Below are 18,941 nucleotides of genomic sequence, written 5' to 3'. Positions count from 1 at the left end.
GCAACATGGGTGAGCATGGAGGTTTACTTCTCCAGCTTGGCGATCTCTTCACCGAACTCGCGAATATCTTCGAAGCTGCGATAGACGGAGGCAAAGCGGATATAGGCAACCTTGTCGAGACTCTTGAGCTCATCCATCACCAGATTGCCCACCAGCTCGGAGGCGACCTCACGCTCACCGGTGGCACGCAGGCGGGATTTGATATGGTTGACCGCTTTTTCGATGGCCTCCATGCTCACCGGCCGCTTCTCCAGCGCACGCAGGATGCCGGCGCGCAGCTTGTCTTCGTTGAACGGCTCGCGGGAACCGTTGGACTTGATGACGCGGGGCATCACCAGCTCGGCCATCTCGAAGGTGGTAAAACGCTCGTGACAGAGCAGACACTCACGACGGCGGCGCACCTGATGGCCTTCTGCCACCAGACGGGAATCGATCACCTTGGTATCAACCGCACTACAGAATGGGCAATGCATCGGACCTCCGGCGTTAATGGAACAGGGACCGGCCCGGCGGGCCAGGATCTTAGGTCGGCCAGTGTAGCACGGCCATCCAAAACCGGTAAAAGCCAGAAAAAACAATGCCACCCGCAGGTGGCATTGGTCTCAAACCGGATGGTCTGGCTTATCAGCCATAGACCGGGAAGCGGCGGCAGATATCCAGCACCTTCTCGCGCACTGTGGCCAGAACGGCATCGTTGTCGTGGTTGTCCAGTACGTCGCAGATCCAGTGGGTCAGCTCGATGGACTCGGCTTCCTTGAAACCGCGGCGGGTGATGGCCGGGGTACCGATCCGCACACCGGAGGTGACGAACGGGGAGCGCGGGTCGTTGGGCACGGAGTTCTTGTTGACGGTGATGTTGGCTTTGCCCAACGCAGCGTCAGCATCCTTACCAGTCAGCTCGCGACCGATCAGGTCAACCAGCATCAGGTGGTTGTCGGTACCGCCGGAGACGATCTTGTAACCGCGCTCGATAAAGGTGGCGGCCATCGCCTTGGCATTCTTGACAACCTGAGCCTGATAGGTCTTGAACTCCGGCTCCAGCGCCTCTTTGAAGGCAACGGCTTTACCGGCGATGACGTGCATCAGCGGGCCACCCTGACCACCCGGGAAGACGGCAGAGTTGAGCTTCTTGTAGAGCTCCTCGTCGTCAGCGGCGGAGAGGATCAGACCACCACGCGGACCGGCCAGGGTCTTGTGGGTGGTGGAGGTGACCACGTGAGCGTGGGGAACCGGGTTCGGGTAGACGCCAGCGGCAATCAGACCCGCCACGTGGGCCATGTCGACGAACAGGTAGGCACCGACCTTGTCGGCGATTTCGCGCATGCGGGCCCAGTCAACGATGCCGGAGTAGGCAGAGAAGCCACCGATCATCATCTTCGGCTTGTGCTCGACAGCCTGACGTTCCATGTCGTCGTAGTCGATCTTGCCGGACTCATCGATACCGTAAGGCACGATGTTGTAAAGCTTGCCGGAGAAGTTGACTGGAGAGCCGTGGGTCAGGTGACCGCCGTGGGCCAGGTTCATGCCCAGTACGGTGTCGCCCGGCTGCAGCAGAGCCATGTAAACGGCGCTGTTGGCCTGAGAGCCGGAGTGCGGCTGCACGTTGGCGTAAGTGGCACCGAACAGCTCTTTGGCGCGCTCGATAGCCAGGGTTTCGACCACATCCACATACTCGCAACCACCGTAGTAACGCTTGGAGGGGTAACCTTCAGCGTACTTGTTGGTCAGCTGGGAGCCCTGGGCTTCCATGACACGGGGGCTGGTGTAGTTCTCAGACGCAATCAGCTCGATATGCTCTTCCTGACGACGGGTTTCGTCTGTGATGGCCTGCCACAATTGCGGATCATAATTGGCGATGGTCATGTCACGTTTCAACATCCGTTTCTCTCCTGAAAATCGTTTGCGCGTTAGGTGAAGTGGGCGCGGGCATTGTAACGTGAGCTGGATCAAAGAGACAGTCCAACCACCTAAAAAAATGTTGAATTTATGTTGTAAAAAGCAAGATTCCCTCCCCGTTCAATACCCTGGCAGCTCCGCCAAACGGCACATTTTTCATCCCGCTGCGGGCAGGCAAAACCCGAAGGGGATCACAACGCCCTCTTTATCCATCCTGTAACATATTCATTCGAAACAAATTTAATGATGATGGAGCTGATTGCAGCCATGCATCCGAGGGGCTGCACCTAACCGGAGGAGTTCAAGATGGACCATCTGCTGACATTCGTGATCCTGGCTGTCTTTTTTCTGTTCTACTGGGTCTACTACACCAGCCAACGCAAACATCTCCCCACCACCTCGTGGGAGCAGCTCCCCACCAAAGCCGAATATCTGGCGGCCCACCCTGAATCAGTCGATGGCGACATCATCTTCTGTTATCACTGCGGCCACCACGAGTTGCTGGAGGTTGGCATGGTGCACCTGACCGATTTTCGCCGGGAATGGGTCTGCGCCAAGTGCAAGCAGGTGCTGTTTCGCGAAATAGAATAACAGCGCAGGAACTGGCCCCCTCCCTAAACGTTGTGCATCGCCAGCAGGGATCAGAACGGCGCATCCCTGTTGGCCGCCAGCCACTGCTGCAACCCGCTCACCGCCGCGTCAAATTGCGCCCCGATTGCCGCAGGCTCCCCGCCTCCCGCCTCAAGAGCCGCACAGTGGCTGGCAAATTCGGTCAACCCCAGCGCCAGCGCACTCCCCTTGAGCTTGTGCGCCAGCTGACGTTGCTCACTTCCCTCATCCTGAGCCAACTTATCTACCAACACCCGCCCTTGCGACTCAAACAGCGCGACCAGCTGGCGGATCCGCGCCATGCCGAGCAGGGACAGATCGGCATCCAGCACCGGATTGGCCCACTCTGGCTGGTTAGTTGGGGGCACGGCTGCAGATAATTGCACCTGCGGCTCGATAGAGGCGCCCTCTTGCCGAAATAGTTGATCGATGGCGTTCGCCAGCACCGCCAGCCGCACCGGCTTACCGACAAAATCGACGAAGCCGGCGGCAAGGCAGTGGCGGATATCCTCCGGATACATCTGGGCCGAGATGGCGATAGCGGGCAGCGACCGCTCATGCATCTCCTCGCTGATGGCGGCCAGATCCTCGCGCAGGGTCATACCGTCCATATCGGGCAGATTGATATCGAGCAGCGCCAGCTCGAAGGGGCGCTCGGTCACCAGCGCCAGCGCGCTGCGACCATCCTCCGCCAGGGTGACGCGATGGCCGAGGCGGGTCAGCATGCCGTGCGCCACCAGCCGGTTGATCTCGTTATCCTCCACCAGCAGGATGTCACGGGACTGGCCAAGGTGCAGCGGTTGCGCCTCGGCAGGCAGCTGGGCACTCGAGCGTTGCAAGGGCAGGCTGAAGCTGAATTCACACCCCTTGCCCGGTTCGCTGACAAGGTTCAGCTCGCCCCCCATGGCAGTCACCAGCTTGCGGCTGATCGCCAGTCCCAGCCCGGTGCCGCCCTGATGGCCTATATCACGCTTGCGCTGGCGAAACGCCTCGAACACCGCCTCCTGCTCATCGGCCGGAATGCCGGGGCCGGTATCGCGCACCACGAAGCGGATGCAGGGCTCGGCGCAAGGGCCTTGGCAGGCAAGAGGCGCCACCGTCAGGGTAATCTGGCCACGGGCGGTAAACTTGACCGCATTGCCGAGCAAGTTGCCGAGCACCTGGCGCAGCTTGCCCAGATCCCCCTCGACCACAGGCGCCAGCCCGGGCGCATATTCCAGCGCCAGGGTGACCCCCTTGGCCGCAGCCTTTGGCCGGAACAACGCGCTGAGCTCATCCACCAGCTGGAACAGGGGGAAGGGTTCGCGGCGCGCCTCCACATGGCCCGCCTCGATCTTGGAGTAGTCGAGAATGTCGTTGAGGATCTCCAGCAGGGATTCGCCGCTGTGCTCGATGGCGGCCAGATAGCGCTGCTGGGTCTCGCTCAGGTGGGTATCTTCCAGCAGCGTCAGGCCCCCGAGAATGCCGTTCATGGGGGTGCGGATCTCGTGACTCATGGTGGCGAGAAACACCGACTTGGCCCGGTTGGCCTGCTCGGCTTCGGCGCGGGCCTGCCGCTGCTTCTCCACCTCCTCATTGAGCCGCTCGTTGGCGTGGCTGAGCTGGCCGGTGCGCTCCTCGACCCGCGACTCCAGCTCGCGCTGATAGCGGCCCAGCTCCACCGCATTGTCACGAAACACCTGCAAGGCCCGCCCCAGCTCCGCCAGCTCATCGCGCCCGGTACTGGCGATCGGCTCAAGGGGAGCCAGATCTCCGCGTGCCAACCGGCTCATCCCCGCCACCGCCCGTTGCAGCGGCCAGACGATCCGGCCATAGACCATGCGCCACATCAGCAGCATCAGCAGTAGCAGGGTGAGCAGGCCAATGGCCATCAACGCCTGCTCCAGCAGCCTGAGGCGCTGGCTTAGCGCCTGCTGGCTCTGCCCCAGCGAATCGCGGGCACGGCTGACCAGCTCACCGACCTGCTGGTTGAGGCTGCTCATCAGGGCCTCATTGGCATTGGCCAGCACCCGCAGCGCCTCCCCCTTGCCGAGCCAGTCGCTGCGCAGTTGTACCAGCTTGTCGCTCTGCGCCAGCACGGTCAGCGCCTGCTCCACCGCCTGACGGCGAGCCGGATCGGTCACCGCACCGGCTCGCAGTTGCAAGATAGCCAGCTCCCGCAGCCCCTCTTGCAATAGCGTTTGCAACTGTTCCTGTCGTTCGCTGCGCCACATCTCCTCGATGCGCTGCTGCTGCATCAGGGTACGATGACGCAGCTCGGTCATCTGCTCCAGCCAGTCGAGATCCTGCTCCAGCAGGCGGTCCAGCGTCCGGGTCGCCTGCGCGCCTTGCTGTTGGTAGAGGGAACCCAATCCCGCCACCATCACGGTTTCGGCGTTCTCCATCTGGCTGCGCGCCAGCTCGGCGATCTGCCCGGCTGCCGCCACCAGACGGGCCCGCTGCGCTTCACCCTGCGTCATCAGGGTCAACCGCTCCCCCACCAGCCAGCCCTGCTGGCCCAGATTGCCGATAATGCTCTGACTGAGCTGATCGAGGCTTGTTGAACCCTGCCCACGGCCGAGTTGAGCCAACACCTGCTGCAGCTGTTGCCCCTGCAGGGTGAGCAGGCGTCCCTGATGCTCCCGCTCCTGCTCGCTGGTTGCGGTGGCCAACAGCCGTGACGCGCTCTGGATCTCGCCGCTGAGGCGAGAGAGCGTGCGGGCCAGCTCCTGATCGGCCAGAGTCTGCTGCACCCCTTGCTCCAGCTGGCGCAGATGGCTAAGCCCCACCCAGCCCAGCAGGGAGGCACTCAGGGTCAGCAACGCCATCAGGGAGAAGGCCAGCAGCAACTTGCCACCCAAGCCGGAAAAGATTCTCACGGGAAGTCCCTTGGTTGTGGTCGGCTTTGACCGGATAATATGGCCCAACACTTTAACAAAACCCCTGACCATGCGAAGCGTCTATCTCTCCCCGTTGTTGCTGATCTGGTTACTAATGCTTCCCCGCGCCGCCCTCGCCTTTGCGGTCGATATCTGGCGCGGCGGCGAATTCAGCGGCCAGCCGGTGCGCCAGCAGTGGCCGGAACCCGCAGCGGCAACCAAACCGCTGACCATCTGTGCCCTCTACCCCCATCTGCGCGACGCCTACTGGCTTTCGGTCAATCAGGGCATGGTTGACGAGGCGAAGCGGCTGGGAGTCAAGTTGCAGATCCACGAAGCGGGGGGGTACGGCGCCCTCGCCGAGCAGCGCCAGCAGTTGCAACGCTGCGTGCAGGAAGGAAGCGATGCCATCTTGCTCGGCGCGGTGAGCTATCAGGGCTTGCGCGAGGCCATCAAGGTCACGCCGCTGCCGCTCTTTGGACTGGTCAACGATCTGCCCAACGGTCTGGTGCAGGCGAAGGTGGGGGTCTCCTGGTACCAGATGGGCTGGCAAATCGGCCACTGGCTGGCGCAGCGTCACCCCGCCGGCAGCAAGCCGGTCTCGGTCGCTCTCTTCCCCGGCCCGCAGGCAAGTGGCGGCAACAACTTCGTCGAGCCGGGCTTTGCCGATGCCATCAAGGGGAGCGCCATCAAGCTGGTCACCACCGAGCGCGGCGACAACAGCCGGGAAATCCAGCGCACACTGGTACAGCAGACGCTAGCCCGCTATCCCGACCTCGACTATCTGGTAGGGGGCGCCATCGCCGCTGAAGTGGCGGTCAACGAGCTGGCGCAGCGCCATCTCGACAGGCCCCAGGTGCTGAGCACCTACTTCAGCCACGGGGTACAGCGGGGCCTGCGCCGGGGCAAGATCTTGGCCGCCAACAGCGATCAGATGCGGCTGCAGGGGCGCCTTGCGGTCGCTCAGGCGGTCTGCCTGCTGCAACACCCTGATGCCAGTGCCGAACAGTGCCCGCGGGTGATGGGGCCACCCATTCTGACGCTCTCTGCACCGCTGGCCGACCCCGCAGATTCCCTCTCGGATGGCGCTTTTCGCCCCGTCTATCGGGTCGAATAGCCGTTCCAAATCCGATTAGCACACTCAAGGAGAAGAGATGAAAGAGTTACATGCCAGCTGCCTGTGCGGCGCCGTCGCCCTGACCCTGCCGGATCAGTTCGACTATATGGGGAACTGCCACTGCAGCGAATGCCGCAAGTTTTCAGGGGGAGATTACGCCTCGGTCGGCGGACTGGATGGCAGCAAGGTCACCATAGTGAAGGGGGAAGAGGCCATCGGCCGCTACCGGAAATCGGCAGAGACCACCCTGGCCTTCTGTCGTCACTGCGGCTCCAGCCTGTTCAGCCAGAAGAGCAGCAGCGGCAAGATCAACCTGCGGTTGGGGGTACTGGACGACGTGCCGAGCCAGCGGCCCGCGTTTCACATCTTTGTCGGCTCCAAGGCGCCCTGGCACCAGATTGGCGACGACTGCCCGCAATTTGATACCCGCCCGCCGGTCTGATACCCGGTCAAACAGGTCAAGGCCACCGTAACGAGGTCAGGAGGCTATCTCACCGGCAAACAGATAGCCTTCACCATGGACGGTGACAAACAGCTGGGGATCCCGCGGATCCGCTTCCATCTTGCCGCGCAGCCGCCGGATCAACACGTCTATGGTGCGATCGCTCGGGCCATCGCCGCGATGGCTGATGAGGGTCAGGATCCGCTCCCGACTGAGCACCCGCCCGGCATGGGCGACAAAGGCCACCAGCACTTCATATTCGGCCTTGGTCAGGCGCACCGGCACTCCGTCCTTGCTGAGCTGGCGACGGGGGATGTCAAAACGCCAGGGGCCGAAGCGCACCGCATCGTCAGCCACCGCAGGCTCGCTCGGCGCGGCGGCCGCCAGCGAGATCCGCCACAGCAGATTCTTGACCCGCACCAGCAGTTCCCTGAGCTCGAACGGCTTGGTGACATAGTCGTCGGCCCCCATCTCGAGGCCGACAATCCGGTCCACCGCATCGCTGCGGCCGGTGACCAGAATGATCCCCACCGTGCTGCGCGCCCGCAGTTCACGGGTCAGCAGCAGACCATCTTCTCCCGGCAGGTTGATATCCAGCATCACCAGATCGACCGTCTGATCCGCCAGCACGGCGCGCATCTCCTGGCCGTTTTCGACCGCCGTCACCCGATAGCCCTCCCGCTCGAAATAGCCGGTCAGCTTCTCGCGGGTAACCGCATCATCTTCAACAACCAGAATGTGGTAGCTCATGGGCAGGGTTCACGATGGTCGACAAGGGAGGATTATTCTATTCACATTTTGTCATAAATACCCCTATTTCATTAATTTGTGGCGGCAGCCCTGTTCACAACGCCTCCCTATCATGGCTCCCATCAAAAAAGCGATGTGAGAGAGCATGATGAAAAAACTGTGGCACTTCCTGCGCACCCCCAGCCGCCGCTGGTCGGTACTGGCGCTGCTTCTGGTGGGCGTCGGCGTCACCCTAGCGGGCACCGTCGGCCTGCACTACGGCTTTGAGAAAACCAGCAGCCTCGAATTCTGTATCTCCTGCCACTCCATGAAAGACACCGTCTATCCGGAGTACAAGGAGTCCATCCACTTCAAGAATGCCTCAGGGGTACAGGCGGTCTGTACCGACTGTCACCAGCCGAAGGATTTTGTCGGCAAGGTGGCCCGCAAGATGGAGGCGGCCAACGACCTCTATCAGGAGTACATAGGCCACAGCATCGACACCCAGGAGAAGTTCGAGGACCGGCGCCTGCATCTGGCCGAGAAGGTGTGGGCACGGATGAGCAGCCAGAACTCCAAGACCTGCAAGTCCTGCCATAGCTACGACAACATGGATCACGCCAAGCAGTCCCCGGCGGCCGCGCTGGCGATGAAAGATGCGGCGGCGAAGAACATGAACTGCATCGAGTGCCACAAAGGCATCGCCCACGAACTGCCCAACATGGCGGGCGGCTTCCGGGCCACTTACGCCACCCTGGTCAACGACGCGCAAGAGGCGCCAGCCGCCGAGACCCTCTACAACCTGGGTGAAAAAGATCTCTACGCCAGCGAACAGAGCACCGACCCGGTCGGCAAGCTGCTGCCAGCCTCCCGCATCGAGGTAGTGGCCCGCAGCGGCGATCGCCTCAAGGTGACCATCGAAGGGTGGCGCGAGAGCGATGGCAAGGGCCGGGTGCTGAGCGAATACATGGGCAAGCGGGTCTTCGTCGCCACCATCCGTGACGAATTGAAAGCGAGCGAGAAAGTGCTCAAACAGGAGACCGACAGCGCCACCCATATCAAGTGGGAGCAGGTTCAGGTGCAGGCCTGGGTCGATGGTAAGGGCTTTGAGTCTTCACTTAAGCCGATCTGGGATTACGCCGGCGAGATGTACAAATCCACCTGCAACTCCTGCCACGGCGCGCCGGATCCCGCTCACTTCACTGCCAACGGCTGGATCTCGGGGCTCAAGGCGATGTCTGCCTACTATCGCCTGAGCAAGGAAGAGGAGCGCACCCTGCTCAAATACCTGCAAAACCATGCCGCCGATACCGGTGGTCAGGGCAGCCACTAAGTCCGGATTCGAAAGAGGAATAACAAGATGATCAATATTTCCCGTCGTGGTTTTCTGGGTGGCTTGCTGGCCAGCGGCGCCTCTGCCCTGATCGGACCCTCCCTGCTCGGTCGCGCCGTGATGGCCGCCGAGTCCGGCGAAAAACTGGTGCAGTCCGGCTCCCACTGGGGCGCCTTCCGTGCCCGGGTGGTCGATGGCCGCTGGGTCGAGACCCTGCCGTTCGAGCACGACAAGCACCCCACCGACATGCTCAAGGCCTTGAGTGAGGTGGTCTACAACCCCTCCCGCATCCGCTACCCCATGGTGCGGCTGGACTGGCTGCGCAAGGGGCACCAGTCCGACACCAGCGAACGTGGCCAGAACCGCTTCGTGCGGGTGACCTGGTCCCAGGCGCTGGACTTCTTCTATCACGAGTTGGAGCGGGTGCAGAAGACCTATGGCCCGAGCGCACTCTATGCCGGCCACTCCGGCTGGCAGTCGGTGGGCAAGCTGCACTCCGCTGGCGCCATGCTGGGACGTGCCATGAACCTGCACGGCACCTATCTGGCCAAGGCCGGTGACTACTCCACCGGTGCCGCCCAGGTGATCCTGCCCCACGTGGCGGGCGCCATGGAGGTGTATGAACAGCAGACCTCCTGGCCCCTGGTGCTGGAGCACAGCAAAACCATCATTATCTGGGGCTCGGATCCCATCAAGAACCTGCAGGTGGGCTGGCTGGTGCCGGATCACAGCGTCTACGACTACTGGGCACAACTGAAAGAGAAGGTAGCCAAGGGTGAGATCCGGGTGATCAGCGTCGATCCGGTCAAATCCAAGACCCAGAAGTACCTCAATTGCGATCAGGTGACCCTGAATCCGCAAACCGACGTGCCGCTGATGCTGGGCATCGCCCACACCCTCTACAGCGAGAAGCGCCACGACGAAGCGTTCCTGAAGAACTACACCACCGGTTTTGACAAGTTTCTGCCCTACCTGCTGGGCACCAGCGATGGTCAGGTGAAGGACGCCGAGTGGGCCGCCGCCATCTGTGGCGTACCAGCCGAGACCATCCGCGAGCTGGCCCGCGCCATGAGCAGTGGTCGTACCCAGCTTATCGGTGGCTGGTGTGTACAGCGCATGCACCACGGCGAGCAGTACGCCTGGATGCTGGTGGTTCTGGCCTCGATGATTGGCCAGATCGGCCTGCCGGGGGGCGGTTACGGCTTTGGCTGGCACTACAACGGAGCGGGCACCATCACCTCCAGCGGCCCCATCATGTCCGGTTTCAGCTCGGTCATTCCCGGGGTCAAGCCGATCCATGACGGCGACTGGAAGGGCTACTCCAAGTACATTCCGGTGGCCCGTTTCGTCGACTGCATCCTCAATCCGGACAAGCAGATCGCCTTCAACGGCCAGACCATCACCTACCCCCACATGAAGATGGCGGTGTTCTGCGGCAACAACCCGTTCCACCACCAGCAGGATCGCAACAAGATGGTCGCCGCCTGGCGCAAGCTGGAAACCGTGGTCAGCATCGATCACCAGTGGACCGCCAGCTGCCGCTTCGCCGATATCGTGCTGCCCGCCACCACCACCTACGAGCGCGATGACATCGAGCAGTGGGGCTCCCACTCCAACGCGGGCATTCTGGCCATGTACAAGGTGGTGGAGCCGTTGTTCGAGGCGCGCGATGACTATGACATCTTCGCCGATCTCTGCCGTCGCTTCGGTCGCGAGGCCGAGTTCACCGGTGGCAAGAGCAAGCTGGAGTGGATCCAGAGCATCTATGACGATGCCCGCCTGCAGGGTCGCGGCATCGGCATTCGTCTGCCCCGTTTCAGCCAGTTCTGGCACGGGGAAGGCTTCGTCACCTTCCCGGCAGGCCAACCCTGGGTGCGCCACGAGTCGTTCCGTCAGGAGCCGGATCTGGAACCCCTCGGTACCCCGTCTGGCCTTATCGAGATCTACTCCAAGACCATCGCCGACTACGGCTATGGGGATTGCCCTGGCCATCCAGTCTGGATTGAGCCCTACGAGCGCTCTCACGGCGGGCCGGGCAGCAAACAGTACCCGCTGCACCTGCAATCCTGCCACCCGGACAAGCGGCTGCACAGCCAGCTCTGCTCCTCCGACAACTACCGCGCCACCTACACTGTGCAGGGGCGCGAGCCTGTCTACATGAATCCGCAGGATGCCAAATCCCGTGGCCTCAAGGACGGCGATCTGGTGCGGGTGTTCAACAGTCGCGGTCAGGTATTGGCCGGGCTGGTGGTGAGCGATGACTACGCCCCTGGGGTGGTGCGCATTCAGGAAGGGGCCTGGTATGGCCCACAAGAGGGCGGCAAGGTAGGGACGCTCTGTACCTACGGCGATCCCAACGTGCTGACCGCCGACATCGGCTCCTCCAGCCTGGCGCAGGCCACCACGGCCCATACCGCGCTGGTGGAGATCGAGAAGTTCCGCGGGCAGGCACCTGCCGTCACTGCCTTCGGCGCGCCGGAATCGGCCAAGGGCATCGACCCCATGTTCCCGGCACTCTGACCCCGGGGGGACGAAAGCGCCCCCTTGAGTTTCCTTTATTTTTAAAGTCGTTAGAATCGGGAGCCATCAAGGCTCCCGATTGCCATCCACGGAGGAAAAATGCAGGAATTTATGGCTACCAGCGAACGCCGGGCCGAACTCTACTGGTGGTTCTCCACCCTGTTCGCCGCCGAACTCAGTGATGAGCAGATCGCCGAATATGACACCTATGATGTGCGAAGCTTCCTGAAAAGCCTCTCCACCCTGGATCCGATGCGCGAAGCCGTGGCCGAGCTCAACGATGCCATCGCCCGCCTGCTGGTGCGCCCGGATCGCCAGCTGGAACTGGCCGCCGACTTCGCCGGCCTGTTTCTGGTGGATCCCAAACAGGGCGCCCTGCCCTACGAATCGCTCTATCGTGGCGATGCCAAGCTGCTGATGCAGGCCCCGATGGCCGAGATGCAGGCCCGCCTAGATCGCCTCGGCATCAATGTCAGCGATAAATACAAAGAGCCTGCCGACCATCTGGCCATCGAACTGGATCTGATGGGCAATCTCATCATCGTGGGGCGGAAGCCAAGAGCGCGGCCGAGCGGGAACGCTGGCTCGACGAGCAGGAAGCACTTCTGCACGGTCACCTGCTGGGCTGGTTTGACAAGTTTGAAAGCGCCTGTCGCGCCACCGACCGGTTTGGTTTCTACGGCGCCAGTGCCCGTCTGCTGGGGGTCTTCCTCCAGATGGATGCCAACTACCTCTCTCTGGTCAAACCGGCACCGTCCGCCGACTGAGGCCGCGATGAAGACAGCCCTGCTTCTGATTGCATGCTGGCTGCTGGCCCTGATCCCGCTGGATCAGGGCATTACTCCCCTGATCGCGCTGCTGTTCAACCCTGATCGCGAGCTCTACGGCACCGCCCAGCTCACCGGCTTTGCCGGCATCCTGCTCACCCTCTACCTTGCCAATCTCGGCGTCGAGGTGGTGTTGCGCCGCCGCTTCCAGATCGCCGGCATGCTGGCGCTGCTGGCCGCATGGATCGACTTCATCAACAGCAGTGGCAGCGAGTCGCACTTCCTGCTGCTCTACCTACTCGCCCTCCCGTTCCACCTGCTCGGCTGGCTGGTATTTGTGCGCGGTATTCAGGCGTTTGGTCGCCAGAAGGGATAACCACTCGCCCCCTTTTTCCATCCTTTTTATCAGGTTTTTCTGCCTATTCTTGCCGTCAAAACAACCAGATAACTCCGCTTGACTCCCGGCCAAACAGTTCGTGCCATACTGACAACTGATGCAAGTGATAAAACAATCAATGCCGAGGTCATCATGGATGGGAAGCTTTTCAACGCCGACACCGAGGCAATGTTGACCCAGCTGTCAGATCACACCGTCCTGGAACAGCTGATGGATAATGCCCCTCTGGGCATCGGCGTCTTTGACTGCGAATTTCGCTACCGTAAAGTCAATCAGGTGCTGGCCGACATCAATGGCAAAAGCATCGAGGAGCATCAGGGCAAGCACCTCAGAGAGGTGGTTCCCAAGCTGGCACCGACCCTGGAGCCTATGTTTCAGCAGATCATGCGAAGCGGCATGCCCTACGTGGATATCGCCATCACGGGCCAAACCGCGGCGTACGACAGCAGCTCACGCCGCTTTCAGGCCACCTACAGCCCGATGCGTGATGAGAAAGGGGAGCTGAACGGCATCCTCGCCATCGTGCGGGACATCACCGAGCAGTACGAAACCGAACAACGGCTGCAACTGGCAATGCGAGCGGCCCAAATCGGGGTGTGGGAGTGGCACGTGGCGGAGGACAGATTACTGTTCGACGGCCAGATTGAGCCGCTGCTGGGCATCGAGGCCAACCAGTTCCACGGCGGGCTGCAAGCGTTCGTCGACTGTTTTGAACCGGAATCTGGCAGCCAGCTCAAGGCCGCCCTGCAAAGTCATGACCCCATCCATCTCACCCTGAGCTACCTCACCGCGCTCAACGAGCGCCACTGGGTCGATATTCATGCCGACCATGTCCCCGCCACCGAGTCGGTCGGCCACCGGGTCATGGGGGTCATTCACAATGCCACCGCCCGCCGCCGTCAGGAGGAGCGGCTCCATCAGGCCAACGTGGTATTCGATACCACGGCCGAGGGGATCATCATCCTCGACAGCGAACACCATATTCTGTCGGTCAACCCGGCCTTCACCATGCTGACCCAATACAATGCCGAGGAGGTGATAGGCCGCACCCCGGATATCATCATGCATCCCAGGCGCTACACCGACCTCGACTATCCCTGGTATCACCTGCGCCCCGGCAACAACGCCTGGCATGGCGAGATGGTTTGTCTGCGCAAGGATGGCAGCTACTTCTCCTCCTGGCAGCAGATCAGCGCTGTCTATGACAACTTCAACAACACTACTCACTATGTGATCGCCCTATCCGACATCAGCGCCATTCGCAAGGTGGAGGCCGAACTGAATCACCTTGCCTATCACGATCCCCTGACCGAGCTGGGCAATCGTCATCTGTTGCAGGAGCGGCTAGCCCTTGAGCTGAAAACCGCGCAGCTCAATCGCAAACGGTTGGGGCTGCTCTTTATCGATCTGGATGGCTTCAAGCTGATCAACGACAGCCTGGGCCACGGAGTTGGCGATGAGCTGCTCAAGCGGCTGGCAGAGCGGATCCGCGGCTGCCTGCAGCACAACGATCTGGCGACCCGCCTCGGGGGAGACGAGTTTCTGGTGCTGATCCCCTATCTGGAGGAGCCTGACGAGCTGGCAACCCTCGCCAATACCCTGCTGACCGTGTTGCGTGAACCGGTTGAGCTGGCCCATGAGCTGGTGGCAATCTCGGCAAGTATCGGTATCGCCATCTATCCGGATCATGCAGACAGCCCGGAAACCCTGGTCAGCGCCGCCGACAGCGCCATGTACGAGGCGAAAAGTCAGGGGCGCAATGGATTCCAGTTCTATACCCCCTGCATGGCGGCTCGAGCCCGCGAGCGGATGCAGATTGAGCAGGGTCTGCTCAAGGCCCTTGAGCTCGAACAGCTCTGCATCTTCTATCAACCCATGACCAATCTGGCCAACGGCCACCTGAGTGGACTGGAAGCCCTGCTGCGCTGGCAGCATCCCAATGAGGGGATGATAGCGCCGACCCGTTTTATTCCGGTGGCGGAGGAGTGCGGCCTGATCGAGAAAATTGGGGAGTGGGTGATGCGCAACGCCTGCGAGCAGGGACAAAACTGGCTGGCCGCCGGCCTGCCGGTGCCCCGCTTGTCGGTCAATGTGTCGGTGCGGGAGATGCGCTCCCCGGGCTACGTTGAACGGGTCGCCGCTATTCTGGCCGAGACAGGATTTCCGCCAGAACGGCTGGAGATCGAGGTGACGGAGAGCATCATCCAGCGGGTCGAACAGAGTCTGGATCTCTTTACCCGCCTGAAAAATCTCGGCGTGCAGATTGCCATCGATGACTTTGGTACCGGCTTCTCGTCACTGAGTCTGCTCAAGACCCTGCCGATCGATCGCATCAAGATCGACCGGGCGTTTGTGCAGGCATTACCGGAAGACAAGAACAGTCGGGAGCTCTGCCGCACCATCATCAATCTGGCCGACAGCCTGGATATGGAGGTCACCGCCGAAGGGATTGAAACCAAGGCACAACACGCCTTCTTGCAATCACTCAACTGCGGTGAAGGACAGGGCTATCTGTTCAGCAAACCACTGCATGTAGAACATATGGGAGATCGCCTGCATCAACGCTACGTCTCATAGCGGCAGGCAATCATCATCACCAGCCGGGAGGCATCCGCCTCCTGGCTGCCGACCGGATTACCACTCAATCTGCAAGCGGGATTCCCAACCATCATCACGATCATTGAGCATACGCGTCAACGGTGATTCGCCAGCATAACGGGGGGCTGGCTCGCTGAAGGTAAGTCTGGTGCCAGGCTCTTTGGCCTGCCATGCATGACCAAGCTGATCGGCCACCCGATCCCGCAGCGCAGGTGAAGCTTCCTGATGGGTGATCGCAAACTCTTTCGGGGGTTCGCCAGCGGGCACTGGCGCATCAAACTGCCAGAGGGATGCACAGAGCAACAGAGAAAACATCATGACCTCCAATTAATCGACACGCCCCCTTTTACCCACTCGCCGATTAATTGTCACTCTTTGTCCTGTAACCAACTGTTGCCGCCTATCCAAAAGTCTAATTGCCCCCATCAGCCAAAGGTATAAGTTGTTACTTAATTATTAAAAGTATGTATTCAAAGGAGTGAGTGATGAGCGAGAGCAAGGTCTACCCGGTCAAACCCCACATCAGCAGCAATGCACTGCTGGACAAGGGCGACTACGCCGCCATGTATCAGGCCTCCGTCGAGGATCCCGATACCTTCTGGGGAGAGCAGGGAAAAATCCTCGACTGGATGAAACCCTATACCAAGGTCAAGAACACCTCCTACGATCCGGGCCATGTCTCCATCAAATGGTTTGAAGATGGCCAGCTCAACGTCTCGGCCAACTGTCTCGATCGCCATCTCGCCGAGCGTGGCGACAAGGTCGCCATCATCTGGGAAGGGGACAACCCCGCCGAAGATCGCAAACTCACCTACCGCGAATTGCACAACGAAGTGTGCAAGTTTGCCAACGTATTGAAAGCACAAGGGGTTCACCGCGGCGACGTGGTCTGCCTCTATATGCCGATGGTGCCCGAAGCCGCCATCGCCATGTTGGCCTGTACCCGCATCGGCGCGGTACACAGCATCGTCTTCGGCGGCTTCTCGCCGGAAGCGCTGGCCGGCCGCATCATCGACTCGGGCTCGCGCATCGTGATCACCGCCGACGAGGGGCTGCGTGGTGGCCGTCCGGTGCCGCTCAAGAAGAATGTGGATGAAGCGCTCACCAACCCGGATACCCAGGTCAACAAGGTGATCGTGCTCAAGCGCACCGGCGGCAATGTCGCCTGGCACAACCACCGCGACATCTGGTGGCATGAAGCGACCGCCGCCGTCAGCAGCGACTGCCCGCCCGAGGCGATGAACGCCGAAGATCCGCTCTTTATCCTCTATACCTCCGGCTCCACCGGCAAACCCAAAGGGGTGCTGCACACCACCGGCGGCTATCTGGTTTATGCCACCCTCACCTTCAAATATGTGTTCGACTACCACGAAGAGGATATCTACTGGTGTACCGCCGATGTGGGCTGGGTTACCGGTCACTCCTATCTGGTCTACGGGCCGCTCGCCAACGGTGCCACCACCATCATGTTCGAAGGGGTGCCCAACTACCCTGCCACCAACCGCATGAGCCAGGTGGTGGACAAGCACCAGGTCACCATCCTCTATACCGCCCCTACCGCCATCCGCGCCCTGATGGCCAAGGGTAACGAAGCGGTCACCGGCACGTCACGCCAGAGCCTGCGCATCATGGGTTCGGTGGGTGAACCCATCAACCCGGAAGCCTGGGAGTGGTACTACCGCACCATTGGTGATGAGCGCTGTCCCATCGTCGATACCTGGTGGCAAACCGAGACCGGCGGCATCCTGATTACGCCGCTGCCCGGCGTCACCGACCTGAAACCGGGCTCGGCGACTCGTCCCTTCTTCGGGGTGCAACCTGCGCTGGTCGACAACATGGGCGAACCGCTGGAGGGGGCCACCGAGGGTAACCTGGTGATCACCGACTCCTGGCCGGGCCAGATGCGCACCGTATTCGGCGATCACGAGCGCTTCGAGCAGACCTACTTCTCCACCTTCCCGGGCCGCTACTTCACCGGCGACGGTGCCCGTCGCGACGAGGACGGCTACTACTGGATCACCGGTCGGGTGGATGATGTACTGAACGTCTCCGGCCACCGCATGGGTACCGCCGAAATTGAATCGGCGCTGGTGGCCCATCCCAAGATCGCTGAAGCCGCGGTGGTGGGGGTTCCTCACGAGATAAAGGGTCAGGGTATCTATGCCTATGTCACCCTGATCGCCGGGGAAGAGCCAAGCCGCGAGCTGCATAAAGAGGTGAAGGAGTGGGTGCGCAAGGAGATTGGCGCCATCGCCACTCCGGATGTCATTCACTGGGCGGAGGGGCTGCCGAAGACCCGTTCCGGCAAGATCATGCGCCGCATCTTGCGCAAGATCGCCACCGGCGAGACCGACAGTCTGGGGGATATCTCCACCCTGGCGGATCCGGGCGTAGTAGACAAACTCATCCGCGAGAAGTCGGAAGCTGCCTGATCCCGCTTCGTTTGTTGCTCAACAAAGCCGGCCCTGTGCCGGCTTTGTCGTTTCTTATCTGCCAGCAAACAGCAAGGTGGCAGCGACGAAGTATCTCAGGTCGAAACGTGCAATAAATAGCCAGATGTAGAGATTAGACCAGTAAAATGCTGCTAATTTTCACGAAATCAATATAATTGCGAAATCTGTGTGCCAGGGCACACCGATTTGCGCAGAAAATGGCTAGATTTCTGGTAGTCCACAAGATAGCTGATAGATAGCAGCATTATCATCGAGGATGTACTCAATATGTCGCAAAATCACCGAATTCTCCTGCTCAACGGACCAAACCTGAATCTGCTGGGCAAACGGGAACCGGGTATCTACGGCAGCAAGACGCTTGATGAGATCGTCGCCGATCTGAAGCTTAACGCCAGCGAACTCGGTGTCACTCTGGAACATCTGCAATCCAATGCCGAACATGAGTTGGTCGGCCGCATCCATCAGGCCATGGGCCAGGTGGATTTTATCATCATCAATCCAGCCGCCTTCACCCACACCAGCGTCGCCATTCGCGATGCGCTGCTGGGTGTCGCCATCCCTTTTATCGAGGTTCACCTGTCAAACGTCCATGCCAGGGAGCCGTTCCGTCATCACTCCTATCTGTCTGATGTCGCCAAAGGGGTCATTTGTGGTCTGGGGGCCGATGGCTACCAATTCGCTTTAACCGCGGCCGTGCACCATCTGCGCGCGGCTTGATAATCACTGATCAGATAAAGAAGAAAGAGAATGCTAATGGATATCCGCAAAATCAAGAAGCTGATTGAACTGGTTGAAGAGTCCGGCATCGCCGAACTGGAGATCTCCGAAGGTGAAGAGTCCGTTCGCATCAGCCGCAACTTCTCCGGTCAGGTGACCACCGCCATGCCGCAGATGATGATGCAGCAAGCCGCTCCGGTTGCCGCACCTGCTGCTGCCGCCCCAGTTGCCGCCGCACCGGCCGCAGATGCAGCCCCGAGCGGTCACCTGATGCGCTCCCCGATGGTTGGCTCCTTCTACCGCTCCTCCAGCCCGGATGCCAAGCCGTTCGCGGAAGTGGGTCAGCAAGTCAATGTCGGCGACACCCTGTGCATCGTCGAAGCCATGAAAATGATGAACCAAATCGAGTCTGACAAGGCCGGTGTGATCAAAGCCATCCTGGTTGAAAATGGTCAGGCCGTCGAATTTGACGAGCCGCTGTTCATCATCGAATAAGGGAAATCGC

Annotated in this window: 15 protein-coding genes and 1 pseudogene; 11 read left to right on the top strand and 5 right to left on the bottom strand. The window is 60.8% G+C overall.

From position 1 onward, the window contains the following. Window positions 1-23 precede the first annotated feature (23 nt). Together nrdR and glyA are read right to left on the bottom strand one after the other, a co-directional pair. Complete coding sequence (gene nrdR, locus ACTG2B_RS04360) at window positions 24-473, bottom strand: transcriptional regulator NrdR (protein WP_005338880.1); 450 nt, start codon at window positions 471-473, stop codon at window positions 24-26. Window positions 474-624: 151 nt separating this feature from the next. Next, on the bottom strand, window positions 625-1,878 hold the full coding sequence (gene glyA, locus ACTG2B_RS04355; RefSeq protein ID WP_005338884.1) for a serine hydroxymethyltransferase: 1,254 nt from the start codon (window positions 1,876-1,878) through the stop codon (window positions 625-627). A 324-nt stretch (window positions 1,879-2,202) separates the two neighbouring features. On the opposite strand from glyA, the gene ACTG2B_RS04350 reads away from it, so the two are divergent. Continuing rightward, window positions 2,203-2,487, top strand: coding sequence for a hypothetical protein (locus ACTG2B_RS04350; protein ID WP_100646668.1), 285 nt, complete (start codon window positions 2,203-2,205; stop codon window positions 2,485-2,487). Between the two features lie 50 nt (window positions 2,488-2,537). On the opposite strand, the gene torS is transcribed toward ACTG2B_RS04350, so the two are convergent. Beyond that, entirely contained in the window at window positions 2,538-5,363 is a 2,826-nt protein-coding gene (torS, locus tag ACTG2B_RS04345; RefSeq protein WP_439995262.1) for a TMAO reductase system sensor histidine kinase/response regulator TorS, read from the bottom strand. 70 nt (window positions 5,364-5,433) lie between these two features. On the opposite strand from torS, the gene torT reads away from it, so the two are divergent. Together torT and ACTG2B_RS04335 are read left to right on the top strand one after the other, a co-directional pair. After that, window positions 5,434-6,480, top strand: coding sequence for a TMAO reductase system periplasmic protein TorT (gene torT, locus ACTG2B_RS04340; protein WP_439995261.1), 1,047 nt, complete (start codon window positions 5,434-5,436; stop codon window positions 6,478-6,480). Window positions 6,481-6,517: 37 nt separating this feature from the next. Further along, window positions 6,518-6,922, top strand: coding sequence for a GFA family protein (locus ACTG2B_RS04335; protein ID WP_139732875.1), 405 nt, complete (start codon window positions 6,518-6,520; stop codon window positions 6,920-6,922). A gap of 36 nt (window positions 6,923-6,958) precedes the next feature. Here ACTG2B_RS04335 and torR read toward each other — a convergent pair whose 3' ends face one another. Next, window positions 6,959-7,672 carry a two-component system response regulator TorR gene (gene torR, locus ACTG2B_RS04330; protein WP_043822859.1) on the bottom strand — a complete coding sequence of 238 codons (714 nt, stop codon included), beginning with the start codon at window positions 7,670-7,672 and terminating at the stop codon, window positions 6,959-6,961. Window positions 7,673-7,817: 145 nt separating this feature from the next. On the opposite strand from torR, the gene torC reads away from it, so the two are divergent. The 5 genes and pseudogenes from torC to ACTG2B_RS04305 all read left to right on the top strand — a co-directional run bounded on the left by torC (window position 7,818) and on the right by ACTG2B_RS04305 (window position 15,245). Further along, window positions 7,818-8,984, top strand: a complete 1,167-nt coding sequence (gene torC, locus ACTG2B_RS04325; protein WP_439995260.1) for a pentaheme c-type cytochrome TorC — start codon at window positions 7,818-7,820, stop codon at window positions 8,982-8,984. A gap of 27 nt (window positions 8,985-9,011) precedes the next feature. After that, a complete protein-coding gene (gene torA, locus ACTG2B_RS04320) occupies window positions 9,012-11,504 on the top strand; it encodes a trimethylamine-N-oxide reductase TorA (protein WP_439995259.1) in 2,493 nt (830 codons plus the stop codon). Window positions 11,505-11,603: 99 nt separating this feature from the next. Further along, a pseudogene (gene torD / locus ACTG2B_RS04315) lies at window positions 11,604-12,271 on the top strand (molecular chaperone TorD). 7 nt (window positions 12,272-12,278) lie between these two features. Beyond that, window positions 12,279-12,647: a hypothetical protein gene (locus ACTG2B_RS04310; RefSeq protein WP_042080620.1), complete on the top strand. Its 369-nt coding sequence runs from the start codon at window positions 12,279-12,281 to the stop codon at window positions 12,645-12,647. Between the two features lie 153 nt (window positions 12,648-12,800). Further along, entirely contained in the window at window positions 12,801-15,245 is a 2,445-nt protein-coding gene (locus ACTG2B_RS04305; protein ID WP_047438153.1) for a sensor domain-containing protein, read from the top strand. Between the two features lie 57 nt (window positions 15,246-15,302). Here the strand turns inward: ACTG2B_RS04305 and ACTG2B_RS04300 are convergent, their stop codons facing one another. Then, on the bottom strand, window positions 15,303-15,581 hold the full coding sequence (locus ACTG2B_RS04300; RefSeq protein ID WP_005358417.1) for a hypothetical protein: 279 nt from the start codon (window positions 15,579-15,581) through the stop codon (window positions 15,303-15,305). 170 nt (window positions 15,582-15,751) lie between these two features. On the opposite strand from ACTG2B_RS04300, the gene acs reads away from it, so the two are divergent. From acs to accB, 3 genes are all read left to right on the top strand, one after another. After that, a complete protein-coding gene (gene acs / locus ACTG2B_RS04295; RefSeq protein ID WP_439995258.1) occupies window positions 15,752-17,698 on the top strand; it encodes an acetate--CoA ligase in 1,947 nt (648 codons plus the stop codon). A 288-nt stretch (window positions 17,699-17,986) separates the two neighbouring features. After that, a complete protein-coding gene (gene aroQ, locus ACTG2B_RS04290) occupies window positions 17,987-18,436 on the top strand; it encodes a type II 3-dehydroquinate dehydratase (protein ID WP_005338907.1) in 450 nt (149 codons plus the stop codon). 36 nt (window positions 18,437-18,472) lie between these two features. Beyond that, window positions 18,473-18,931: an acetyl-CoA carboxylase biotin carboxyl carrier protein gene (accB, locus tag ACTG2B_RS04285; protein ID WP_005338908.1), complete on the top strand. Its 459-nt coding sequence runs from the start codon at window positions 18,473-18,475 to the stop codon at window positions 18,929-18,931. Window positions 18,932-18,941 lie beyond the last annotated feature (10 nt).

The organism is Aeromonas sp. 30P (genome assembly GCF_051919805.1).
Lineage (GTDB): Bacteria > Pseudomonadota > Gammaproteobacteria > Enterobacterales > Aeromonadaceae > Aeromonas > Aeromonas veronii.
Note: the sequence above shows the minus strand (reverse complement) of the source record. Positions and strands in the feature narration are given on the sequence as shown.